This window comes from Spirillospora sp. NPDC047418, assembly GCF_040643275.1.
Classification (GTDB): domain Bacteria; phylum Actinomycetota; class Actinomycetes; order Streptosporangiales; family Streptosporangiaceae; genus Spirillospora.
The window spans coordinates 1-22,144 of record NZ_JBEYTW010000129.1; the positions used below are offsets into that span (position 1 = coordinate 1).

Here is a 22,144-nt window from a genome sequence, read left to right on the forward strand (position 1 = left end):
GTCACGGGCCGCACCCGTGACCACCCGGCCCGGCGGGGCGCGATCTTTACAGCTATGGGAAAGAACGGGTCACAGCCGGGACCGGGGCAGTTCGCGCGGCGGGACCGGGGGTAGGCGGCGCCGCAGAGGGGGGTCGCGGGCGACCGCCGCCAGGTCCACGGGGAGGTTGCGCATGTGCCGGATACGGCGACTCTTGATCATGGTGGGGACGGCCGGGACGGCCCTGGCCACGATGGCCGGGTGCGGCGGCGGAGGCGGATCGGGCGGATCGGGGTCGCCCAACTACGGCGGCGGGGCGTCGACGACCTCGGCGGCGCCCACCGGCGGCACGTCCGGCCAGACGATCAGGACGGCGAGCGTGGGGAGCCTCGGGCCGATCCTGGTCGACGGCGCGGGCCGGACCGTCTACCTCTTCGAGAAGGACAAGGGGAACGAGTCGTCCTGCTCCGGGTCGTGCGCGGCGGTGTGGCCGCCGGTCACGACCAGCGTGAAACCCAAGCCCGGTTCGGGCGCGGACGCCGCGAAGCTGGGCACCACCAAGCGGAGCGACGGCACGACCGAGGTCAGCTACGCCGGGCACCCGCTGTACTACTACGCGCCCGACGGCACCTCCGGCGGCAGCACCGGGGGGCAGGGGCTCGACCAGTTCGGCGCCAAGTGGTACGTGCTGTCGCCGTCCGGTAGCGCGGTCACCCGGTAGGCCAATGCGCGCACAATTGCCCCATCGCGGGTGATTACAGCATTACAGTGATTACTCGACTAGTCGCTTGGGAGCTTCATGATCGTCGAGTACATCCGTTACCGCATCGACCCGCAGTCGGCGGACGAGTTCGAGGCCGCCTACGCCCGCGCGTCCGTCCCGCTCGCCGCCGCGCCGCAATGCGTGGACTACGAGCTCTCCCGCTGTGTCGAGGAGCCCTCGTCCTACATCCTGCGCATCGGCTGGACGTCCGCCGACGACCACATGAAGGGGTTCCGCGGCGGCGAGCACTTCCCCGCCTTCTTCGCCGAGATCAAGCCGTACGTGCGGCAGATCGAGGAGATGCGGCACTACGAGCGGACACCCGTGCGCGGCGCCGGCTCGTCCGTCCCGACGATGTACGACTGGGCGGGCGGCGGCGAGGCGTTCCAGCGGCTCACCGAGGTCTTCTACACGAACGTCCTCAAGGACGAGCTGCTCTTCCCGCTGTTCGAGCACATGGCCCCCGACCACCCCAAATGGGTCGCGACCTGGCTGAGCGAAGTCTTCCGCGGCCCTGAGCGCTACAGCGGGGAGCGCGGCGGCTACCACCACATGGTCCGCCAGCACCTGCGCCGCGGCATCACCGAGGCGCAGCGCCGCCGCTGGGTCTCCCTCCTGATGGACGCAGCCGACGAGGTCGGCCTCCCCGACGACCCCGAGTTCCGGGCCGCCTTCGCGTCCTACATCGAATGGGGGACGCGCATAGCCCTGGCCAACTCCCAGACCGACGCGAAGCCGCCGCTGGAAGCCCCCATGCCCCATTGGAGCTGGGGCGTGGCCCCGCCCTACGTGCCATCCGAGTAGCGGGCGTCGGCCGGGCGCGCCGTCCTCCCGACGCGGAGGGCGGCGGCGCTCGGCTCGCGCGCGCGTTCAGGGGGCGAAGGCGCGGAGGGTCGCTTCCACGAGGGCGTCGGCGTACTGCGGGGTGAGCGGGCCGGAGCGGTGCAGCCAGCGCTGGTAGAGCGGGGCGTACAGCACCTCCAGCACCAGGTCGAGGTCGGCGTCGGCGGCCAGCTGGCCCGCCCGCTGGGCGCTGCGCAGCCGGTCCTTCTTGCCCTCGTCGACCGGGTCCGCCAGCTTCTCGCGGTACGCCCCCGAGAGCGCGGGATCGGCGATGATCTCCAGGTTGAGCGCCCTGATGGGCGCTTCGAAGACCGGGTCGGCGAACTCGGCGACGGTCTCCCGCATGACGGTCTTGAGATCGGCCTCGAGGTCGCCGGTGTCGGGCAGCCGGACGCCGTCCTCGCCCTCGCTGAGCTCCAGGAACGCGTCGAAGACGACCGCGCCCTTGGACGGCCACCAGCGGTAGATGGTCTGCTTGCCCACACCCGCGCGGGCCGCGATGGCCTCGATCGACACCTTGGTGTATCCGAGCTCGGACACCAGTTCGCGCGCGGCGGCCAGGACGGCCTGCCGCGACCGCTCGCTGCGCCGGGCGGGATCCGGCTTCGGCTTTCTGGGCTGCGACACGTCCGAGAGCCTAGCACCGGACGAGACGAGACGGTCCGTCTTGACAGATGCCGCTCGCATCCCGCACACTCTGACGCAACGAGACGAACCGTCTCGTCTCACATGAGTGAGGGGAGCCTCTATGACAACCGGCCGAGTCTGGTTCATCACCGGCGCGTCGCGGGGCCTGGGCAGGGCGTTCACGGCGGCGGCACTCGACGCCGGCGAGCGCGTCGTCGCCGCCGCCCGCGACCTCGCGCCGCTCGCCGATCTGGCCGCCGCCCACCCGGACCGCCTCGTACGGCTGACGCTGGACGTCACCGACCGCGCGGCCGTCCAGAAGGCGGTGGACGAGGCCGCGGCGGCGTTCGGCCGGCTCGACATCGTGGTCAACAACGCCGGCGCGATGCTGCTCGGCATGGTCGAGGAGGCGGCCGAGGAGCAGATCCGCGCCCAGTTCGACGTCAACTTCTTCGGGGCCGTCTGGGTGGCGCAGGCCGTCGTCCCGCACCTGCGGGCCCAGGGATCGGGCCACATCCTGCAGGTCACGACGATGGGGACGGGCGGCGGGGTGGCGTCCACAGGGTTCTACGCGGCGAGCAAGTCGGCGCTCGACTCGCTGAGCCAGTCCCTCGCGATGGAGGTGGCCCCGTTCGGGATCAAGGTGACGATCGTCCAGCCGGGCGGCTACGGCACGGACCTGTTCACGCGCGGCACCACCACGACCGACCCACTCCCCGAGTACGCGGCGCTGCGCACGCAGTTGGCGGAGATGTGGGGCGAGGACGCCGGCCCCGACCCGGCCACGGCGGCCCCGGTGATCACCGAGCTGGTCGACCTGCCGGACCCGCCGCTGCGGCTGATCGTCGGCAGCGCGTCCTACGACATGGTCCAGCAGATGGACGAGTACCGCGCGTCGGAGTACCGCGCCTGGGAGCACCTCAGCCGCAAGGCCCCGGGCTGACCCGCACACCTGTCCTTGCCCCAGAGAAGAAAGAAGGCTCTTTGCGCACTGTCGCCCAACTGGCATTCACCGACGTCACCAAGCGTTACGGCGACCGCGTCGTCCTGGATCGTGTGTCGCTCACCGTGAAACCCGGCGAGCGGGTCGGGGTGATCGGCGACAACGGGTCGGGCAAGTCGACGCTGCTCAAGCTCATGGCGCACGCCCAGCGGCCGGACAACGGCGAACTCGCGGTGGTCGCGCCCGGCGGCATCGGCTACCTCCCGCAGTCACTCGCGCTCCCCCCGCACGCGACGGTGGCCGATGCCATCGACCTGGCACTCGCCGACCTGCGCGAACTCGAAACCCGCATCCAAGCGGCCGAGCAGTCACTCGGCGACACCCGCGCGGGCCTGGACGCCTATGCGGCGCTGCTCGCGGAGTTCGAGGCGCGGGCCGGCTACGGGGCCGACGCCCGCGTGGACATCGCGCTGCACGGACTCGGGCTGCCCGGGCTCGACCGGCGCCGGCCGCTCGGCACGCTCTCCGGCGGCGAACGCGCCCGGCTCGCCCTGGCCGCCACGCTCGCGTCCGCCCCGGAGCTCCTGCTGCTCGACGAACCGACGAACGACCTGGACGACCCGGCCGTGGCCTGGCTCGAACAGCGCCTGCGCGCCCACCGGGGCACGGTCGTCGCGATCACCCACGACCGGACGTTCCTGGAACGGGTGACCACCGCCGTCCTCGAAGTCGGCGACGGGCAGGTGCGCCGTTACGGCGACGGGTACGGCGGATATCTCGCGGCCAAGGCCGCCGAGCGCGCCGCCCGGACTCGGGCCCACGAGGAGTGGAAGGCGGAGCGGAACCGGCATGCCGCGCTGGTGACGGCCAACGCGGGACGACTCGCGGACATCCCACGCAAGACGGCCAAGGCGGGCATGGGCACGGGGGCGTGGCGGGCACGCTCGCGGACGCATGGGGCGGCCGGACGCATCCGGCAGTCCCAGCAGCGGCTGCGGTGGCTCGCCGGCCATCCGGCGCCGCCACCGCCCGAGCCGCTGCGCTTCACCGCCGCCCTCGCGACCGGAGCCGCCCCCGGAACAGAGGTGGCCGCGCTCGACGGTGTCGTGGTCGCGGGAAGACTCCGGCTGGACGCCCTGACCGTCCGCGCCGGCGAACGGCTGCTGATCACCGGCCCCAACGGAGCGGGGAAGACGACGCTGATGCGCGTGCTCGCCGGTGACCTGCGTCCGGACGCGGGCGGCGTGCGCCGGACCGGCCGGGTCGGCTTCTTCCGCCAGGACGAGCCGACCGCCGCCCGCGCGCCGCACCGGACCGTCCTGCACGCCTACGCGCACGGGCGGCCGGGGAGCCTGGACGACCACGCGGACGCACTGCTCGCGCTGGGCCTGTTCCGGCCGTCCGACCTGAGCCTGCGCGTGGGCGAACTCTCCTACGGGCAGCGGCGCCGCATCGATCTGGCCCGGCTGGTGAGCGAGCCCGCCGACCTGCTGCTGCTCGACGAACCGACCAACCACCTGTCGCCGATGCTCGTGGAGCAACTGGAGGAGGCGCTGGTCTCGTACACGGGCGCTCTCGTGATCGTGACGCACGACCGCCGCCTGCGCGCCGCCTTCACCGGCACCCACCTGGATTTTTCGCCAGGTGAGCCACGGTGCGGCGCCATGGAGTGCTCTGTCGCCCGGCGAATCCGTCACTGAGGGCCCTGCTCATCGCCCGCACCGCGGCCACATCTGCTGGCCGAGCGGAGTCGCGGGCTGGGACGCCCGCACTCCGTGGTGGGACGTCGTCTGACGGCGCCGGGCAGTAGCATCCGCTCATGGCCGATCGCGACGATGTCGCGCTGGACGATCCCGTGGGCGAGTCGCTGCGCGGGCACCACGCGCACCTTGCTCGTCGGCTCGGGCGGGCCGCCACGTATCTGCCGGGCGTCTCGACGTTCTCCACGGTGTCTCCCGACCCGGACGCGGCGGCGTGGGCCGACCTCGCCCGCCTGCTCGGGCGAGGGGAGCTCGCCGACATGTTCAGCAGTCCCGCCGTTCCGCCCCGGGACTGGGAGCCGGTCTTCGTCCTCGGAGGGCTCCAGATGGTCTGGGCCGGCAGCAGCGAGATCGACACCGGCGTGGTGGAACTGGGCGCGGATGACGTGCCCGACATGCTCGACCTCGTCGCACGGACGCGCCCGGGACCCTTCTGGGCGCGCACCCGTGAGCTCGGCACCTATGTCGGCGTCCGCGAGAACGGCGTCCTGGTGGCGGTGGCGGGGGAACGGCTGCGGCCCCCGGGATGGACGGAGATCAGCACCGTCTGCACCGCGCCCGAGGCACGCGGCCGGGGTCACGCCGCCCGCCTCGTCCGCACGCTCGCGGCTCGCATCGTGTCCCGGGACGAATGCCCCTTCCTGCACGTGGCGGAGGCGAACACCGGGGCGATCGCCCTCTACGAACGGCTCGGCTTCAAGACCCGCAAGCACGTGACCTTCCGCGGCTTCAGGGTTCCTTGACGCGCTCCCGGCATGAATGCCAGGGATTCGGCCTGTGCCGCGCCGTTGCCGGTGCGGTCACTTCCGTGGCTTCCTGCTTCGCCGGGCTGAGCCCCCGACCGGGTCGGGGGTCTTACCTGCCCTCCACAGGCGTTTAAGGTCTCCGCCTCCCCCGGGACGCCCAGGGGGTTTCCGTCCAGCGGCGACCCGGAAGCCATCACCCGGAGGCGATGCGGCGTCCCTCGTCCAGAATGTTGCGGGCAGCGTTGACGTCCCGGTCATGCGCCGTCCCGCACTGCCCGCACGCCCATGCGCGGACGTGCAGGGGTTTGGGGCCGTCGCGGTGCCCGCAGTCCGAGCAGATCTGCGAGGACGGGAACGCGCGGCCGACCCGCACGAACGTCCGCCCGTACCGGGCCGCCTTGTACTCCAGCATGCCGACGAACGCCGACCAGCCCGCATCGTGCACGGATCTGGCCAGCCGGGTACGCGCCAGCCCCTTCACGCACAGCGTCTCGACATGGACCGCTTGGTGTTCACGGACCAGTTCGGTCGAGAGCCGGTGATGAAACTCGCGGCGCGCATCGGCGACCTCGGCGTGGGCACGGGCGACCCGGCTGCGTGCCTTGTCGCGGTTGGCCGACCCCTTCTGCTTACGGGACAGGCCCTGCTGCGCCTTCTTCAACTTCTTCTCCGCGCGGCGCAGGAACCGCGGGGAGGCGACCTTGCGGCCATCGGACAGGACCGCGAAATGCCCCAGCCCCAGGTCGATGCCCACCTCGGCCGTCGCCACAGGCGGGTCTTCCACGTCGCCGGCCTCGACGACAAAGGAGCAGAAGTACCTGCCCGCAGCGTCCTTGACCACCGTCACCGTGGACGGGACCGACGGCAGCCGCCGCGACCACCTCACCGCGATGTCGCCGATCTTGGGCAGCACGAGCTTCCCGCCCGGTGTGATCGACCAGCGGGCGTTGGCGGTGAACCGGATCGCCTGGCGCCGGTCCTTGCGGGACTTGAACCTCGGCGTCCCCATGCGCGGGCGTTTCCCGGCCAGTCCGTCGAAGAACGCCCGGTAGGCGGTCTCCAAGTCCCGCAGCGACTGCTGCAGCACCACCGCCGACACCTCACCCAACCACGCCCGCTCCGGCGTGTTCTTCGCCGCCGTCATCGCCGCCGACAACTCGGCGGCCTTCGGATACGGCGAACCCGCCTCACGGGCGTCCCGGCGCGCCGCCAGGGCGTCGTTGAACACCACCCGCGCACACCCGAACGCCCGCGCCAGCGCCGCACGTTGCCCAGCGGTGGGATAGATGCGGTACTGGTACCTGAGCTGCACATGACCACACTATTACCCTCCGGACCCAATTGAGTGCCCAACGTGACGGTTGGTTGCCGTCGGCACCCCGGCGATCAGGGGTGCGGCCGGCCCGGCGTTGTCCGACGCTGGCTCGCCCTGGGGGCCATCCAGCTTTTCCTGTCCCGCTCCGCGGGAGGGTCGGCTTCACCCCCCGCCCTGAAGGACGGAGCACTACCGACGAAATCCGGTAGCGGTTTCCGCCCCGTGCGGCCGGGCGCGGGCGGCGGCGACGATCTGCTCCAGCGCGGCGGCGTGCCGCCGGAACGCTTCGCGGCCCTGGGGGGTGAGTCGGACGCGGGTCCGCCGCACGCCCGCGTCCCGTCCCTTTCGGACGGCGACGTAGCCGGCGTCCGCAAGCGCCGAGAGCTGCTTGGACAGGGCCGAGTCGCTCGTCCCGACGGTGTCGCGGACGAAGGCGAAGTCGACCCAGTCGGCCGGGGCCAACAACGCGACGACCGACAAGCGCGCCGGCACGTACAAGAACTCATCGAAGTGGGCGTCCACCCGCATTACCGGACGATCTTCTCGTACACCCGGCGCATCGGGCGTCCGAACGCGACGAAGGCGAGGGCCGTCGCGGCGGCGGCGATCGTGTACGGCGCGGGGAGTCCGACGAGCCGGGCCGCGACGTGCAGGGCCACGAAACCCGCGATGAGATAGGCGGAGGCCGCGAGCATGATCACCAGCTCGGCGCCGCTGGGCTTGCGGCGGACGGACGCGCGGGCGTATCCGACCGCGAGCACGCCGAGGATCAGGGCGTCGCCGAGCGCCATGGCGACGGTGTCCCACCGTCCCGGCAGATCGAACGACGCGCACACGATGAACAGCCCGAGCGCGACGAGCAGAGCACCGGGGCCCGAGAAGCTCTGGCGGAGGTACTCCTCGCGCGTCCTGTCCTGCAGCCGCCGCATCGTGTCGAGCGAGCGGCGAGCCTCGTCCGGGTCCACGGACACCTCCCATGCCCTCTCGCCTGGGCTGATGCGGGCTCGAAAAATTCTTGAAGAAAAATCGCGGGGGATGTCGATCCGGCGGGGGGCCGGGCGACGCGTCAGTGAAGGCCGATGAGACGCACTGCCCGGAAGGACCACCGCCATGACTACTCAGACCGCTCACACCGCCCCGTCCACCACCACCGACGCCGACCACGGCACCCGGCGCAAGGTGCTGTGGGGGGCGCAGATCCTGCTCGCCGCGTTCCTGCTGATCGCGTCCGGGCTCCCCAAGCTGGTCGGCCAGGCCGACGCCGTCGAGACGTTCGAGCTGATCGGGTGGGGGCAGTGGTTCCGCTACGTCACCGGCGTCGTCGAGGTCGCCGGCGCGATCGCCCTGGTCGTCCCGCGCCTGGCCGGGCTGGCCGCGACCGCGCTCATCGGCCTGATGGCCGGCGCGATCCTCACCCAGATCCTGGTGATCGAGCCCGCGTGGAGCGCGATGCCCGCCGCGTTCGCGGTCGTGTTCGCCCTGATCGCCTGGGACCGCCGTGCCGAGACCCGCGCGCTGCTGCGCTCCCTCAAGCGCTGACCGCGCATCCACGGCGGACGACCCGGGCCGGTCCCGGGTCGTCCGCCGTTTCCCATGACCGCCCCGCGGGGAGGCCGGCCGCCGCCGGCCCTGGGAGCATGGGGGTATGGCCAGGTCGATCGAGCATCCGCGGAACGCGCGGAGCCGCCGTTCGCGGATGGCGCTGCTGCGGGCGGCGCGGGAGCTCGTCGAGGAGCACGGGATGGCGGCGACGACGATGGCGGCCGTCGCGGAGCGGGCCGGGGTGTCGCGGCGGGCCGTCTACCTGCACTTCGCCTCGCGCGCCGATCTGATCAGCGAGCTGTTCGGCTACGTCAACGAGGTCGAGGATCTGGAGGGGCGGTTCGCCCCGGTCGGTGAGGCGCCGGACGCGGTGGCGGCGCTGGAGGTGTTCGCGCGGCGGCATGCCGCGTTCATGGCGCGCGTGCTGGCGGTGTCGCGGGCGGTGGAGCGGGAGGCGGGCAGCGACCCGGACGCGGCCCGGCACTGGGCGGACGCGCTGCGCTGGCGGCAGGAGACGAACCGGGCGCTGGTCGCGCGGCTGGACGCGGAGGGCGTCCTCGCCCCGGGCTGGACGGTCGACACCGCCACCGACATGCTGGTCGCGCTCGTCTCCAACGGCGTGAGCGCGACGCTGCTGTACGAGCGGGACTGGACGCCGGAGCAGATCGGCGCGCACATGGCGCTGCTGCTGCGGTCGACGTTCGTCGCGGGCGGGTAGGACGATCACGACTACCCCCGTTCGGGGGTGGCGCAGGTCACTCGGATGGCCAACGATCCTGGTGACCGGGTGTCCGTGCGGCGACGAGGAGAGACCCATGCCCGCAGTCGAGTTCCGCGCGGCGCGCGACTTCCTGCTCGCGCATCGCGACGACTACGCGACCGCGTACGAGAAGTTCCGCTGGCCGGTGCTGACCGGTTTCAACTGGGCGCTGGACTGGTTCGACAAGATCGCCGAGGGCAACGACTCGCCCGCGCTGTGGATCGTCGAGGAGGACGGCTCGGAGGCGAAGTACTCGTTCGCGCAGCTGTCCCGGCGGTCGAACCAGGTCGCGAACCTGCTGCGCCGGGCGGGCGTGCGGCGCGGCGACCGGGTCGTCCTGATGCTCGGCAACCAGGTCGAGCTGTGGGAGACCGTGCTCGCGACGATGAAGATCGGCGCGGTCATGATCCCGTGCACGCCGCTGCTCGGCACGGCCGATCTGCAGGACCGGATCACCCGGGGCAAGGCGCGGCACGTGGTGGTCACCTCGTCCGACACCGGGAAGTTCGACGGGGTCGAGGGCGACTACTCGAAGGTCGCCGTCGGCCAGCCCGTCGAGGGGTGGGTCCACTACGGGGACGCCTACGAGGAGGCGGAGTCCTTCACCCCGTACGGGCTGACCATGTCGCGGGACACGCTGCTGCTCTACTTCACGTCCGGGACGACGGCGCAGCCGAAGCTGGTCGAGCACACGCACGCGTCCTACCCGGCGGGCCACCTGTCGACGATGTACTGGATCGGGCTGCGGCCCGGGGACGTCCACCTGAACATCTCGTCGCCGGGCTGGGCGAAGCACGCGTGGAGCAACATCTTCGCGCCGTGGGACGCCGAGGCGTGCGTGTTCATCTTCAACTACACGCGGTTCGACCCCGACCGGCTCCTCGACACGCTGGAGCGGTGCGGGGTGAGCAGCTTCTGCGCGCCGCCGACCGTGTGGCGGATGCTGATCCAGGCCGACCTCGCCCGGCTCGCCACGCCGCCGCGCGAGGTCGTCGCGGCCGGTGAGCCGCTGAACCCCGAGGTCATCGAGCGGGTCAAGGACGCCTGGGGCCGGACGATCCGGGACGGGTTCGGGCAGACCGAGACGACCGCCCAGATCGCCAACACGCCCGGCCAGCCGGTCAAACCGGGGTCGATGGGACGTCCGCTGCCCGGCTACCAGGTCACGCTGATCGACCCGGTGACCGGCGAGGCGGGCGCCGAGGGCGAGATCTGCCTCGACCTGGAGGACCGCCCGCTCGGGCTGATGACCGGCTACCACGGCGACGAGGCGCGCACCGAGGAGGCGATGGCCGGCGGGCACTACCACACCGGCGACATCGGCGCCCGCGACGAGGACGGGTACATCACCTATGTCGGGCGCGCCGACGACGTGTTCAAGGCGTCCGACTACAAGATCTCGCCGTTCGAGCTGGAGAGCGTGCTGATCGAGCACGAGGCGGTCGCGGAGGCCGCCGTCGTCCCGTCGCCGGACCCGGTCAGGGCGGCCGTCCCGAAGGCGTACGTGACGCTCGCGAACGGCTGGCAGCCGACCGCCGAGACCGCGCGGGCGATCTTCGCGCACAGCCGGGCGCAGCTGTCGCCGTACAAGCGGATCCGGCTGCTGGAGTTCGCCGAGCTGCCGAAGACGATCTCCGGCAAGATCCGCCGGGTCGAGCTGCGGACCAGCGAGATCGACAAGCATCCCGGTGCCGACGACCGCCCGCCCGGCGAGTTCCGCGAGGAGGACCTGCGATGACCCTCTCCTACGCCTCGGGCATCGCCGGCACGCCGCTGCTCGGCGACACGATCGGCGCGAACCTCGACAGGACGGTCGCCGCCCACTCCGAGCGGGACGCGCTCGTCGACAGGACGTCCGGACGGCGCTGGACGTACGAGCAGTTCGCCGACGACGTGGAGGCGGTCGCGCTCGGCCTGCGCGACCTCGGTGTCGTGAAGGGCGACCGTGTCGGCATCTGGTCGCCGAACTGCGCCGAGTGGATGCTCGTCCAGTACGCGACGGCGAAGCTGGGCGCGATCCTGGTCAACATCAACCCCGCCTACCGGGTGCATGAACTGGAGTTCGTCCTCAACCAGGCGGGCATCCGGACGCTGGTGTCGGCGTCCGTGTTCAAGACGTCCGACTACGCGGCGATGGTGGACGAGGTCAAGCCCACGTGCCCCGCGCTACGCGACGTCATCCTCATCGGCACGCCCGACTGGGACGGGCTCCTGGAGGCGGGCCGAACCGCTGATCCGGCGGTGCTCAACGACATCGCCCTGACGCTGACCGCCGACGACCCCATCAACATCCAGTACACGTCCGGGACGACGGGGTTCCCCAAGGGCGCGACACTCTCGCATCACAACATCCTGAACAACGGCTACTTCGTCGGCGAACTGTGCGGTTACGACGAGGAAGACCGCGTGTGCGTGCCCGTGCCCTTCTACCACTGCTTCGGCATGGTGATGGGCAACCTCGCGTCGACCAGCCATGGCGCGTGCGTCGTGATCCCGGCGCCGGCGTTCGACCCGAAGGCGACCCTCGAAGCGGTCGCGGCGGAGCGCTGCACGTCGCTGTACGGGGTGCCGACGATGTTCATCGCCGTCCTGAACGAGCCGTCGCTGGACGGCCTCGACCTCTCCACCCTCCGCACCGGGATCATGGCCGGTTCGCCGTGCCCGGTCGAGGTGATGAAGCAGGTCATCGACCGCCTCGGGATGAGCGAGGTCGCGATCTGCTACGGCATGACGGAGACGTCGCCGGTGTCGACGCAGACCAGGGCGGGCGACTCGCTCGACCGGCGCGTGTCCACGGTCGGGACCGTGCTGCCGCACCTGGAGATCAAGATCATCGATCCGGAGACCGGGGTGACCGTCCCGCGCGGCACGCCCGGCGAGTTCTGCACCCGCGGCTACTCGGTGATGCTCGGCTACTGGGAGGAGCCGGGCAAGACGGCCGAGGCCATCGACGCGGCGCGCTGGATGCACACCGGCGACCTCGCCGTGATGGACGGCGACGGCTACGTCAACATCACCGGCCGCATCAAGGACATGGTGATCCGCGGCGGCGAGAACATCTACCCGCGCGAGATCGAGGAGTTCCTCTACACCCACCCCGACATCGTGGACGCGCAGGTCATCGGCGTCCCCGACGAGAAGTACGGGGAGGAGCTCATGGCGTGGGTGCGGCTGCGCGAGGGCGTGCCCGGCCTGACCGCCGAGGATCTGCGCGCGTTCTGCGAGGGCAGGCTCGCCCGCTACAAGGTCCCGCGCTACGTACACGTCGTGGACGAGTTCCCGATGACAGTCACCGGGAAGATCCGGAAGGTGCAGATGCGCGCCGAGGCGGTGGACATCCTCGGCCTGGACGACGCCGCCGCCACCGAGCACGCGTGAGCGCGCGGAGTCGGGGCGTGCGGAGTCTGGGCTCGGGGAGTCTGGGCGCGGGGAGTCCGGGCGCGGGGAGTTTCTGAGCGCGTGGCCTTTCGTGGACGGGCCCGTGCAAGGCATGCTCGGAGCATGGGCGACGATGTGGGAGCCGTCCGGTCCGCGGTACTGACGCTGCACCGCACGACCGGCCTGCCCGTGGTGTTCGGCGGCGCGCTGAGCGGCCGGGACCGGCTCCGCATCACCGAACTCGTCGGCAACGCGACCGACTCGCTGAGCGGCCTGGTCGTGCGAAACGGCAACGGGCTCGGCGGCAAGGCGATGGCGATGGGACGTCCCGCGTGGGTGAGCAACTACCCGTGCTCGGCGGCGATCAGCCACGACTACGACAAACCGGTCGGGCGTGAGGGGCTGCTGTCGATCGTCGCCGTCCCGATCGTGGTCCGGCGGCGGGTCCGCGGCGTCCTCTACGGCGCGCTGCGGGAGCCCCTGGGGCTCGCCGACCGGGTCGTGGGCGCGGCCGTCCAGGTGGCCCGCGACCTCGAACAGGACCTCGCCGTCCACGACCGCGCGGACGAGGCCCTCGCGCACCTGCCGCCGGACACGTCGGCGGCGCGCTGGGAGGAGGTGCGGGCCGTCCACGCCGAGCTGCGGGCGCTGGCCGAGGAGGTCGGCGACCTGCCGACCCGGAACCGCCTCCGCCGGGCGTCGCTGCGGCTCGCCGCGGCCGGGCTGGACGAAACGGATGGACGACCGGGCGGATCGGGCGGCGCCTCGCCGCGCCTCGCGGTGCTGTCGCCGCGCGAGCTGGACGTCCTGTCGTACGTGGCGATCGGCTGCACGAACGCGGAGGCCGCCGAACGCCTCGGCCTGCTGCCGGAGACGGTGAAGAGCTACCTGCGCTCGGCGATGCGCAAGCTGGACAGCCATACCCGCCTGGAGGCGGTGACCGCCGCGCGCCGCGCCGGCCTGCTGCCCTGACCTGCTGCCTGACCTGTGGATCCCGCGGGGCCGCGCGGTTCCGTTGCCCGGGGTTCCTCGACCGGTGTCCCGGTTCGGCGATCGACCCGGCGACGGGGTCAGCGCCGCGTCGTGGACGTCGTCCAGTGCAGATCGGCCCCCGTGGCGCACTGCCTGGAAGGGACGCTCACCACACGCCGGCTGCGCCGGGCCGTGATCGCTCGGCCGTCCCGCCTGTCCCGGCGGGAACGTCCGGCCCCCGAATGCACAGGAACCGTAACACCTCGGCGAACACGATTGGTCCGAGTGAACGGATTTCCGGTGGTCCTAGAACCACGTCCGGACGTAGTCGACGACGACGGGACGGTCGGCGCCGGCGTCGTCCACGACCGGGATCATCGTCCATTTGTCGAGCGCCGTGCACGGGTGGGAGAGGCCGAGCCTGACCACATCGCCGACCTCGGCGGGCGAGTCGCGGAGGAAGGCGTGCTGGTCGTTGAGCGCGGTGATCCGCGTGCCGTCCAGCGGACCCTTTCCCCGGATGAGCTGCGGCTCCGGCAGGCCCTCGTCGAACGGGACGTCGCGCTTGCCGACGTCCAGCAGCGCGAGGGCGGGTTCCGGACGGGACAAAACCCGTCCCCATGCGTGCATCGCCGAACGCAACGGGGAACCGGTGCCGCGCGCGAACGGCGAGATGTCCCGGTAGAAGCCGTCGTCGTGGACGATGTACGCGCCCGCCCGCAGCACGACGTTCCCGCCGAGGCCGCCGAGGGCGTCCGCGACCTGGTCGAAGTACGCGCTGCCGCCGGCGGTCAGCATCGGCTCGTCCACCTCGTACTCCAGCCCCCGGTACAGGTTCGCGAGCCGGCGCAGGTAGGCGTCCACGGAGGCGCGGCCCCGCTCGGACGCGTCGTGCGCGAGGGCGCCCTCGTACCCGCCGATCCCGGCGAGCCGGAGCCTGCGGGTCCTGCGGACGGCGGCGGCGACCTCCCGCGCGTCGCCGTCGTCCCGGACGCCCGTGCGCCCGTTCGGCCCGCCCAGCTCGACGCACACGTCCACCGGACGCTGGCCGCGGGCCAGGCGCAGCGCCTCGTCCATAAGCTCCACCGAGCGCACCGAGTCGACCCAGGAGACGAACTCGAGATCCAGGTGCCGGTCCAGTTCGCCGGACAGCCACGCGAGACCGGCCGGATCGAGCAGCGTGCTCGCGTACATGACGCGCCGCACGCCGAACGCGCGCGCCACCCGGAGCTGCGGCAGGTTCGCGACCGTGATCCCCCACGCGCCGGCGTCGAGCTGGCGCCGCCACAGCGCCGGGGCCATCGTCGTCTTGCCGTGCGGGGCGAGCAGCAGGCCGGCGGCCCGCGTCCATTCCGCCATCGCCGCGATGTTGTGGTCGAGGGCGCCCGCGTCCAGGGTCAGCAGCGGCGTCCCGAAGTCGTCCAGCGGCAGCCGGGCCGCGCGGGCCGCGTCGACCGTCATCCCGTGCGCGGACGCGGGGATCGCCTTGAACCGCCAGTCGAGTACCTCGCCGCCGAGCGCCTCCAGCGCCTTCACGTCCATTCACAGCCTCCTGTAGGACTCGGTCCGGTCGATGCGGCCCCGGGCCACCAGTTCCAGTGTGATCAGTACCGCGACCGACTCGATCGCGAGCAGCCCGATGAGGACGAGCAGCTGGACCGCGCCCGCCTCGACCGGGTCGGCGCCGCCGAGCAGGACGCCGACGAACGCGCCCGGCAGCGTGACCAGCCCGACCGTGCGGGTCTGGTCGAGGACGGGGAACAGCGCGAGCGCCGCCGCCGACCGGCACACCTCCAGCGCGGCGTCCCGGGGGAGCAGGCCGAGGGCGAGCCCGCCCTCGTACTCGCCGCGCCGCGCCGTCAGCTCGTCCAGCGCGCGGCGCCCGGTGAGCCCGGTCGCCGACATGGCGCCGCCGATGAAGATCCCCGCGATCGGCAGCACCGACACCGTGCGGGGCGGGACCAGTGAGGTCGCCAGCAGCAGCCCCAGGACGGGCAGGACGCCGGCGGTGATCGGCAGCGCCGTCCACCAGCCGGGCCCGCGCAGCGACCCGGTGACGCGGCGGCCCGCCGTCACGACCGCGATCACGACCATGCCCGCGATGAACGCGGCGGTCAGCCCCGCGCTGCGCAGCACCGCCGCGATCAGCAGCGACACCGCGGTGAGCTGCACGGCGGCCCGCACCGACACGACGAGCATGTCCCGGCCGAGCCCGAGCCCGCCGAGCCGCGCCAGCACCGCCGCGACCGCCGCCAGGGAGGCCAGCACGAAGGCCAGCAGCGGCCCGACCTCGGGGGCCGCGCTCACCCGCCGCCCAAAAGGCGCGATTGTGATCCCATAGCAGTCTCCTACCCGGTTAAAACCTCGATAGCGTGGGACTTGTGGAGGTTGAGGAGTCAGGTGGGACATCCCGCCGCAAAGCGCTCTGGCTGCTCGGCGCGGCCGCCGGGATCACCGCACTCGGCGCGGACGCCGCGCGCCCGTCGGGCGGCTCCTCCGCCGTGGCGGCGCCCTCGGCGACGCCCCGCGCGCGGCCGGTGATCCATCCGACCCCGACGCCGGCCCCGACGCCGACCGCGCGGGCCGCGTCCTGGACGCCCGGCAAGCTGATCGCGCTCGACACCCCCGTCCGCGAGCTGTCGCAGCTGGCCCCGCCGGCGCCGCCGAAGTCGATCGCGCTGACCATCGACGACGGTCCGAACCCCGTCTGGACCCCGCGGATGCTCGACCTGCTGGCCGAGCACGAGATCCACGCGACGTTCTTCATCATCGGCGAGCAGGTGAAGGAGTACCCGAAGCTCACCCGCCGCATCGCCGACGCCGGCCACCAGATCTGCAACCACACCGAGACGCACCCGATCGCCATCGCGCACCTGTCGAAGAAGAAGGTCCGCAAGGAGATCGTCGAGGCCCACGACCGGATCGCGGACGTCACCGGCGTCGTCCCGCAGTTCTTCCGCTCCCCCGGCGGCGCGTGGTCGAAGACCGTCCTGGAACTGGTCGCCGAGCACGACATGCTCCCCATCGACTGGGCCGTCGACCCCCGCGACTGGGCCCGTCCCGGCGTGGGCCGCATCCGCCGCGCCATGCTGAAGGGCAAGGAGGACAACATCATCCTCTGCCACGACGGCGGCGGCGACCGCTCCCAGACGATCAAGGCCCTCGGCGCGGTCATCCCGAAGATGAAGAAACGCGGACTGACCTTCGTCGCCCTCTGACCTCGCAGTCGCCCTCCGCCCTCGGGGCCGGGGTCTCGGCGTGGGAGATGCGGGGGAGCCAGTTCAGCCAGCGCGGGAGGTACCAGTTCGCGCGGCCCAGCAGGGACATCACGGCCGGCAGCAGGATCACCCGGACGATCGTCGCGTCGATCAGGACGGCGACCGCCAGGCCGACGCCGAGCTGCTTGAAGTCCTGCATCGAGAGGGTGCCGAAGATCCCGAATGTGGCGATCATGATGACGGCGGCGCTGGTGACGACGCCGGCGGTCGCGCGGATGCCCTCGCTCACGGCGCGGGTGGTGTCCAGGCCCCGGTCGTGCGCCTCGCGGATCCGGGAGACGACGAACACGTGGTAGTCCATCGAGAGCCCGAAGAGGACGACGAAGACGAACAGCGGGATCCAGGATTCGAGCGCGCCCGCGCCCGTCGTCCCGACGAGGGAGTCGCCCCAGCCGTGCTGGAACACCGCCACCATCACCCCGTACGCGGCGCCGACCGACAGCAGGTTCAGCACGATGGCGCTGACCGCGATCAGCAGCGACCGGAAGAAGATCAGCATGAGCAGGAGCGTGATGCCCATGACGAACAGGAAGACGGGCGCGATGGCCTTCTTCAGCTGGCCGTTGTAGTCGACCGACCAGGCGAGCTGCCCCGTGACCGGCGCCTCGCCGACCCTGCCGACGGTCTGCGGGACGATCCGCTCGCGCAGGGTCTCCAGGGCGTGCTTGGACGTGGCGTCCGATCCGCTTCCGGCGAGCGGGACCTCGATCTCGGCGACGTTCGCACTGGCGTGGACGGTCACGTCGATCGGCTCGTTCATCTCACCGGACGCGACCGCGTCCCGTTTCAGGTCACTGATCGCCCGCTTGACCTGCGGCGCGTTGATGTCGCGGGCCTTCAGCACGACGACCGCGGGCGCCGGGTTCCCGGGGAACGCCTCGTTCAGCCGGGTGTAGGTCTGCGCGATCTCCTCGCCGGGCGGGATCTGCTGGTCGAGGCCGAGCTTCTCGGTCTTCATGCCGAGCGCGGGCGCGGCCAGCGCCAGCAGGAGGCCGGCCGACAGCAGCGCGGCGATGCCCGGACGGGCCAGCACGGGGCGCAGCAGCGTCCCGACCACGCCTGCGCCGCGTTCGCGACGCCGCCGCGGCAGCCGGACGCGGCCGAAGTCGACCTTGTCGCCGAGCAGGGACAGCAGCGCCGGCAGGACGGTCACCGACCCGAGCATCGCGATGCAGACGACGAGGATCGTCGCGATCGCGAAGCCCTTGAACAGCAGCAGGCCGGACAGGAACATCCCGGACATCGCGACCATCACGGTGATGCCGGAGACGAGCACGGAGCGTCCCGAGGTGGCGGCGGCGATCGCCAGCGCGGTCTCCCGGTCGCGGCCGTTGCGCCGCTCCTCCCGTTCGCGCTGCAGGTAGAACAGGCAGTAGTCGACGCCGACGGCGAGGCCCATCAGCAGCATCACCGAGTTCGTCGTCTGGTCGACGTGCAGCGCGTGGCTGACCACCGCGAGGACGCCGCTCGCCGCGAGGAACGCGGTGAAGGCCAGCACGACCGGCAGCACCGCCGCGAGGAGCGCGCCGAACGCGACCAGCAGGATGCCGAGCGCGAGGGGCACCGCCGTCAGCTCGGCGCGCTTGAAGTCCTCGCCGAGCGCGTTGTCGAACCACGCGTCGGCGGTGGCGCCGCCGAACTCCCCCATCTGGACGGACGGGTTGTCCGCCTTCGCCTTCGCCACCGCGTCCTGGACGGCGGGCAGCGGGTCGCCCGGCGACTCCTTGAGCGTGAACTGGACGATCACGTGGCGGCCGTCCTTGGACACCACGTCCGGGCGCAGGTCCGTGATCACGCCGGTGGCCTGGACGTTCGCCCGGACGTCCGCGACGGCCCCCTTCATCGCGGCCGACCCCGCGGGGGCGCCCGAGAGCAGCACCGTCTCCTGGTCGGGGTCGTCGATGCCGGCCTCGGCGATGATCCGCTCGGCCCGCGCCGACTGCCCGGTGCCCTGCTCGTGGTCGGCCATCGTGACCTGGCCGGCCGCACCGCCGAGGACCGAGGCCGCGACGACGAACAGCAGCCAGCCGAGGATGGCCGTCATGCGGTGCCGTGCGCTCCAGCCGCCGAGCGTCGCGGCGAGATTTCGTTTCATGGGTGTCCCCTGGTCCGTTCGTCTGCGGGGTGACACCCATTGACGCTAGGAAGCGCGCACCTGGGCCGACATGGCTCTAACCGGCGTCCGGGGGTGGACGTAAGTACACCCCCCACTCGGGTTGCGGGCACACTGTGCTGGTGAGGGCGTGCCAGAAGACTGGACTCCAGTTGGCAGGTAGACGACGGAGGTCCCGGTGAGCGGTGAAATGGTGCAAGAGAGCAGGCTGCTGCAGCATGCCAGGGCGCCCTGGCGCGGGCTGGCGCTGTGGCTGCTGGCCGTCCCGGCGACGTTCGTCGGGTTGTGGTTCATCACGGTCATCTCGATGATCACGAGCTTCGTCGGGGTGCTGCTGTTCCCGTCCGCGACGATGATGCTGCGCAACCAGCTCGACGCGTACCGCGAGCGCATCAACAAGTGGACGGACGTCGAGATCCAGCGCCCGTACCTGCCCGAGCCGGAGGTCGAGCCCGGCATCCAGGGCGTCTTCCGGCGGTTCATCGCGCTGATCTCCGACCCGGCCACCTGGCGCGACTACCTGTGGGTCGTCACCGACCCGTTCGTCGCGCTGTTCACCGCCGCGCTCCCCAGCGTGCTGATCGTCTACGGGCTCTGGGGGTACGTGCTGGCGGCGTTCGCCGGCGACCTGATCGGCCACTACGGCGGCAGCGACTGGTACACCTACATCCACGTCACCGAGGGGTACGGCCGCGACACCGGCCGCGTCCTGTCCACCGTGGCCGTCGCCACCGCCTGCATCGCGATCGGGTACGCGATCGGGCCGAAGATGATGGCGGTGTACGGCCGGTGGGGCCGGACGATCCTCGGGCCGACGAAGAAGTCCCAGCTCGCGCTGCGCGTCCAGCACCTCACCGAGACCCGGTCGGAGGCCGTGGACGCCTCCGCCGCCGAGCTGCGCCGCATCGAGCGCGACCTGCACGACGGCGCGCAGGCCCGGCTCGTCGCGATGGGCATGACGCTCGGCGCGATCGAGCACCTGCTCGACCGGGACCCGGAGAAGGCGCGGCTGCTGCTCGCCGAGACCCGCGCGTCGTCGGCGAAGGCGCTGCACGAGCTGCGCGACCTCGTCCGCGGCATCCACCCGCCGGTGCTCGCCGACCGGGGGATCGGCGACGCGGTGAAGGCACTCGCGCTCGACAACCCGATGAGCGTCGAGGTCAGTGTCGACCTGCCGGGACGGGCGGAGCCGCCGGTCGAGTCCGCCGCGTACTTCGCGGTGTCGGAGATCCTCACCAACGCGGCCAAGCACTCCGGCGCGTCCCGCGTGTGGATCGACATAGGGTACGAGAACGGCATGCTGCGCATCACGGTCACCGACGACGGTCGTGGCGGCGCCACCCTCGACGGGGGCACCGGACTGCGCGGCATCGAGCGCCGGATCGGTACATTCGACGGCGTCCTCGCCCTCAGCTCGCCCCTGGGCGGCCCGACGATCGTAACGCTGGAGCTGCCGTGCGCGTTGTCCTCGCCGAAGACCTCGCCCTCCTGAGGGAGGGGCTGGTCAGCCTGCTGGAGTCGCACGACTTCGAGATCGCGGCGGCCGTCGACAACGGCCCCTCGCTGCTGAAGGCACTGCTCGACCACCGCCCGGACGTGGCGGTGGTCGACGTGCGCCTGCCCCCGTCCTTCACCGACGAGGGGCTGCAGGCGGCACTGGAGGCGCGCCGGCAGGTCCCCGGCCTGCCGGTCCTCGTCCTGTCGCAGTACGTCGAGCAGCTCTACGCCCGCGAGCTGCTCGCGGACGGCAGCGGGGCCATCGGCTACCTGCTGAAGGACCGGGTGTTCGACGCGGCCCAGTTCGTGGACGCGGTCCGCCGGGTCGCGGCGGGCGGCACCGCGATGGACCCGGAGGTCATCTCCCGGCTCCTCGCGAGCAACACCCGCGACACCCCGCTGGGCCGGCTGACCCCGCGCGAGACCGAGGTCCTGGAGCTGATGGCGCAGGGACGCTCCAACGCGGCGATCGCCGAGCGCCTCGTCGTGACCGAGCGGGCCGTCACCAAGCACACCGCCAACATCTTCACCAAGCTCGACCTGCCGGTGACGGGCGACGACAACCGCCGCGTCCTCGCCGTCCTCGCCTACCTCAACAAGTGACGGGAAGCGTCCCACAGCCGTACCGGGTGGCATAGTTTGCTCCGCGACACGGCCCCGGGAGGGCGCGATGACGGTGGTTCTGGTCCTGCTGTGCCTGGCGATCGCCGGGCGTGAGCTGTACCTGGCGTTCGAACGCCGGCATTCCCCGGGCGCGCCCGAGATCGCCGACATCCGCACCCAGCTCCGCGCGCTCAAGGGCACCCGGGACGAGCTGGAGGGCTTCCGCGCCTCCCAGCGGGAGCGGCTCGACCGGCTCGCCGCCGAGCAGGAGCGCGACCGGGAGGCGCTCGGCGCGGCCGACGCGCGGATCCGGTCGCTGATCACCCAGATCAACGACCGGGTGCTGCCGGACGTCGGCGGCCGGCTGACGCAGCAGCGCGAGGCGGCCGGCGAGCAGCGCGAGGCCCTGGACCGGCTGGCCGCCGAGGTCGCGGCGCTCCGCGCGCACCTCGTCGGGCGGCTCGACCAGGCCGTCGCCGCGTCCCTCGGGGCCGAGCCGACCGAGCTGGTCGCCGGGTCCCTCAGCACCGACCCGGCCGCCGCGCGGGGGCCGCTGACCGGGCCCTACGAGCGGTTTGCCGAGCACCACGGGCTGCGCGTCGAACTGGCCGACCGGGACCGCTACTACCTGTCCGGACGCAGCCCGCGCGCCCTGGAGCGCGACTTCATCGAACTCGTCGCCGCACTGCGCGCGGACTGCCGGGAGACCACCGGGGCGGCCCGCACCCTGCTGGGCGCGCTGCGCGACGTCGACCGGGGCGGCGCGCAGATCGGGCCGCTCCTCATCGTCCGGACGCCCGAGTCGCTGCTGTGCGGGGTACTCCCGCTCGCCGACCTGCGCCACCCCACCACAGACCAGCTCGCCGCGGAGGGACGCCTACACCGCCTCCCAGAGGGCCGCTTCTACGACGCAACGAACACCTAACCGCCCCCCAACCTTCGTTGATCTGCGGCGTGTTGTTGTTTTCGACGTGCTCATAAAAAAAAAAACCCCCAGAAGAACGAGGGGGGGGGGGGTTGGGACG

Annotated in this window: 21 protein-coding genes; 14 read left to right on the forward strand and 7 right to left on the reverse strand. The window is 72.0% G+C overall.

What is annotated here, in order from left to right:
- Positions 1–199 precede the first annotated feature (199 nt).
- Together ABZ806_RS41395 and ABZ806_RS41400 are read left to right on the forward strand one after the other, a co-directional pair.
- On the forward strand, positions 200–700 hold the full coding sequence (locus ABZ806_RS41395) for a COG4315 family predicted lipoprotein (RefSeq protein ID WP_500224299.1): 501 nt from the start codon (positions 200–202) through the stop codon (positions 698–700).
- 78 nt (positions 701–778) lie between these two features.
- Entirely contained in the window at positions 779–1,546 is a 768-nt protein-coding gene (locus tag ABZ806_RS41400) for a group II truncated hemoglobin (RefSeq protein WP_500224300.1), read from the forward strand.
- A gap of 66 nt (positions 1,547–1,612) precedes the next feature.
- Here ABZ806_RS41400 and ABZ806_RS41405 read toward each other — a convergent pair whose 3' ends face one another.
- Positions 1,613–2,212 (reverse strand): TetR/AcrR family transcriptional regulator, encoded by a 600-nt coding sequence (locus tag ABZ806_RS41405; RefSeq protein WP_500224303.1) that lies wholly within the window; start codon positions 2,210–2,212, stop codon positions 1,613–1,615.
- Between the two features lie 121 nt (positions 2,213–2,333).
- Between ABZ806_RS41405 and ABZ806_RS41410 the strand changes: the two genes are divergently transcribed.
- The 3 genes from ABZ806_RS41410 (at position 2,334) to ABZ806_RS41420 (ending at position 5,658) form a co-directional block, all read left to right on the forward strand.
- Positions 2,334–3,155, forward strand: coding sequence for an SDR family NAD(P)-dependent oxidoreductase (locus tag ABZ806_RS41410; protein WP_500224305.1), 822 nt, complete (start codon positions 2,334–2,336; stop codon positions 3,153–3,155).
- A 41-nt stretch (positions 3,156–3,196) separates the two neighbouring features.
- A complete protein-coding gene (abc-f, locus tag ABZ806_RS41415) occupies positions 3,197–4,855 on the forward strand; it encodes a ribosomal protection-like ABC-F family protein (RefSeq protein ID WP_500224307.1) in 1,659 nt (552 codons plus the stop codon).
- A gap of 119 nt (positions 4,856–4,974) precedes the next feature.
- Entirely contained in the window at positions 4,975–5,658 is a 684-nt protein-coding gene (locus ABZ806_RS41420; protein ID WP_500224310.1) for a GNAT family N-acetyltransferase, read from the forward strand.
- 196 nt (positions 5,659–5,854) lie between these two features.
- On the opposite strand, the gene ABZ806_RS41425 is transcribed toward ABZ806_RS41420, so the two are convergent.
- From ABZ806_RS41425 to ABZ806_RS41435, 3 genes are all read right to left on the reverse strand, one after another.
- On the reverse strand, positions 5,855–6,973 hold the full coding sequence (locus ABZ806_RS41425; RefSeq protein WP_500224311.1) for an RNA-guided endonuclease InsQ/TnpB family protein: 1,119 nt from the start codon (positions 6,971–6,973) through the stop codon (positions 5,855–5,857).
- Between the two features lie 192 nt (positions 6,974–7,165).
- Positions 7,166–7,504 (reverse strand): winged helix-turn-helix domain-containing protein, encoded by a 339-nt coding sequence (locus ABZ806_RS41430; protein ID WP_500224312.1) that lies wholly within the window; start codon positions 7,502–7,504, stop codon positions 7,166–7,168.
- Positions 7,504–7,941: a hypothetical protein gene (locus ABZ806_RS41435; RefSeq protein ID WP_500224313.1), complete on the reverse strand. Its 438-nt coding sequence runs from the start codon at positions 7,939–7,941 to the stop codon at positions 7,504–7,506. The genes ABZ806_RS41430 and ABZ806_RS41435 overlap by 1 nt, the downstream gene beginning before the upstream one ends.
- A gap of 145 nt (positions 7,942–8,086) precedes the next feature.
- Between ABZ806_RS41435 and ABZ806_RS41440 the strand changes: the two genes are divergently transcribed.
- The 5 genes from ABZ806_RS41440 (at position 8,087) to ABZ806_RS41460 (ending at position 13,628) form a co-directional block, all read left to right on the forward strand.
- Positions 8,087–8,515, forward strand: a complete 429-nt coding sequence (locus tag ABZ806_RS41440) for a DoxX family protein (RefSeq protein ID WP_500224315.1) — start codon at positions 8,087–8,089, stop codon at positions 8,513–8,515.
- 106 nt (positions 8,516–8,621) lie between these two features.
- On the forward strand, positions 8,622–9,236 hold the full coding sequence (locus ABZ806_RS41445; protein WP_500224318.1) for a TetR/AcrR family transcriptional regulator: 615 nt from the start codon (positions 8,622–8,624) through the stop codon (positions 9,234–9,236).
- Positions 9,237–9,333: 97 nt separating this feature from the next.
- Positions 9,334–11,016 (forward strand): AMP-binding protein, encoded by a 1,683-nt coding sequence (locus ABZ806_RS41450; protein WP_500224321.1) that lies wholly within the window; start codon positions 9,334–9,336, stop codon positions 11,014–11,016.
- Positions 11,013–12,656, forward strand: coding sequence for an AMP-binding protein (locus tag ABZ806_RS41455; RefSeq protein WP_500224323.1), 1,644 nt, complete (start codon positions 11,013–11,015; stop codon positions 12,654–12,656). Before ABZ806_RS41450 ends, ABZ806_RS41455 begins: the two co-directional genes overlap by 4 nt.
- Before the next feature lie 123 nt (positions 12,657–12,779).
- Entirely contained in the window at positions 12,780–13,628 is an 849-nt protein-coding gene (locus ABZ806_RS41460; protein WP_500224324.1) for a helix-turn-helix transcriptional regulator, read from the forward strand.
- Between the two features lie 306 nt (positions 13,629–13,934).
- Here ABZ806_RS41460 and ABZ806_RS41465 read toward each other — a convergent pair whose 3' ends face one another.
- Both ABZ806_RS41465 and ABZ806_RS41470 read right to left on the reverse strand, forming a co-directional pair.
- Positions 13,935–15,170 carry an alanine racemase gene (locus tag ABZ806_RS41465; RefSeq protein ID WP_500224326.1) on the reverse strand — a complete coding sequence of 412 codons (1,236 nt, stop codon included), beginning with the start codon at positions 15,168–15,170 and terminating at the stop codon, positions 13,935–13,937.
- Positions 15,171–15,935, reverse strand: a complete 765-nt coding sequence (locus ABZ806_RS41470; RefSeq protein ID WP_500224329.1) for an ABC transporter permease — start codon at positions 15,933–15,935, stop codon at positions 15,171–15,173.
- A 74-nt stretch (positions 15,936–16,009) separates the two neighbouring features.
- Between ABZ806_RS41470 and ABZ806_RS41475 the strand changes: the two genes are divergently transcribed.
- Positions 16,010–16,846 (forward strand): polysaccharide deacetylase family protein, encoded by an 837-nt coding sequence (locus ABZ806_RS41475; RefSeq protein WP_500224332.1) that lies wholly within the window; start codon positions 16,010–16,012, stop codon positions 16,844–16,846.
- Here ABZ806_RS41475 and ABZ806_RS41480 read toward each other — a convergent pair.
- Complete coding sequence (locus ABZ806_RS41480) at positions 16,800–19,001, reverse strand: MMPL family transporter (protein ID WP_500224334.1); 2,202 nt, start codon at positions 18,999–19,001, stop codon at positions 16,800–16,802. The two genes, ABZ806_RS41475 and ABZ806_RS41480, sit on opposite strands and share 47 nt — an antisense overlap.
- Positions 19,002–19,197: 196 nt before the next feature.
- Here ABZ806_RS41480 and ABZ806_RS41485 point away from each other — a divergent pair, with 196 nt between their 5' ends.
- From ABZ806_RS41485 to ABZ806_RS41495, 3 genes are all read left to right on the forward strand, one after another.
- A complete protein-coding gene (locus tag ABZ806_RS41485; RefSeq protein ID WP_500224337.1) occupies positions 19,198–20,511 on the forward strand; it encodes a sensor histidine kinase in 1,314 nt (437 codons plus the stop codon).
- Positions 20,475–21,119: a LuxR C-terminal-related transcriptional regulator gene (locus tag ABZ806_RS41490; protein WP_500224339.1), complete on the forward strand. Its 645-nt coding sequence runs from the start codon at positions 20,475–20,477 to the stop codon at positions 21,117–21,119. Before ABZ806_RS41485 ends, ABZ806_RS41490 begins: the two co-directional genes overlap by 37 nt.
- 67 nt (positions 21,120–21,186) lie before the next feature.
- Positions 21,187–22,044 carry a hypothetical protein gene (locus ABZ806_RS41495; protein WP_500224341.1) on the forward strand — a complete coding sequence of 286 codons (858 nt, stop codon included), beginning with the start codon at positions 21,187–21,189 and terminating at the stop codon, positions 22,042–22,044.
- Positions 22,045–22,144: the final 100 nt, after the last annotated feature.

Excerpts from the sequence above, each read along its gene's own strand:
- ABZ806_RS41395 (WP_500224299.1), top strand. The coding sequence starts at position 200 with ATGGTGGGGACGGCCGGGACGGCCCTGGCCACGATGGCCGGGTGCGGC.
- ABZ806_RS41400 (WP_500224300.1), top strand. The coding sequence starts at position 779 with ATGATCGTCGAGTACATCCGTTACCGCATCGACCCGCAGTCGGCGGAC.
- ABZ806_RS41410 (WP_500224305.1), top strand. The coding sequence starts at position 2,334 with ATGACAACCGGCCGAGTCTGGTTCATCACCGGCGCGTCGCGGGGCCTG.
- ABZ806_RS41420 (WP_500224310.1), top strand. The coding sequence starts at position 4,975 with ATGGCCGATCGCGACGATGTCGCGCTGGACGATCCCGTGGGCGAGTCG.
- ABZ806_RS41430 (WP_500224312.1), bottom strand. The coding sequence starts at position 7,504 with ATGCGGGTGGACGCCCACTTCGATGAGTTCTTGTACGTGCCGGCGCGC.
- ABZ806_RS41440 (WP_500224315.1), top strand. The coding sequence starts at position 8,087 with ATGACTACTCAGACCGCTCACACCGCCCCGTCCACCACCACCGACGCC.
- ABZ806_RS41445 (WP_500224318.1), top strand. The coding sequence starts at position 8,622 with ATGGCCAGGTCGATCGAGCATCCGCGGAACGCGCGGAGCCGCCGTTCG.
- ABZ806_RS41450 (WP_500224321.1), top strand. The coding sequence starts at position 9,334 with ATGCCCGCAGTCGAGTTCCGCGCGGCGCGCGACTTCCTGCTCGCGCAT.
- ABZ806_RS41455 (WP_500224323.1), top strand. The coding sequence starts at position 11,013 with ATGACCCTCTCCTACGCCTCGGGCATCGCCGGCACGCCGCTGCTCGGC.
- ABZ806_RS41460 (WP_500224324.1), top strand. The coding sequence starts at position 12,780 with ATGGGCGACGATGTGGGAGCCGTCCGGTCCGCGGTACTGACGCTGCAC.
- ABZ806_RS41465 (WP_500224326.1), bottom strand. The coding sequence starts at position 15,170 with ATGGACGTGAAGGCGCTGGAGGCGCTCGGCGGCGAGGTACTCGACTGG.
- ABZ806_RS41480 (WP_500224334.1), bottom strand. The coding sequence starts at position 19,001 with ATGAAACGAAATCTCGCCGCGACGCTCGGCGGCTGGAGCGCACGGCAC.
- ABZ806_RS41495 (WP_500224341.1), top strand. The coding sequence starts at position 21,187 with ATGACGGTGGTTCTGGTCCTGCTGTGCCTGGCGATCGCCGGGCGTGAG.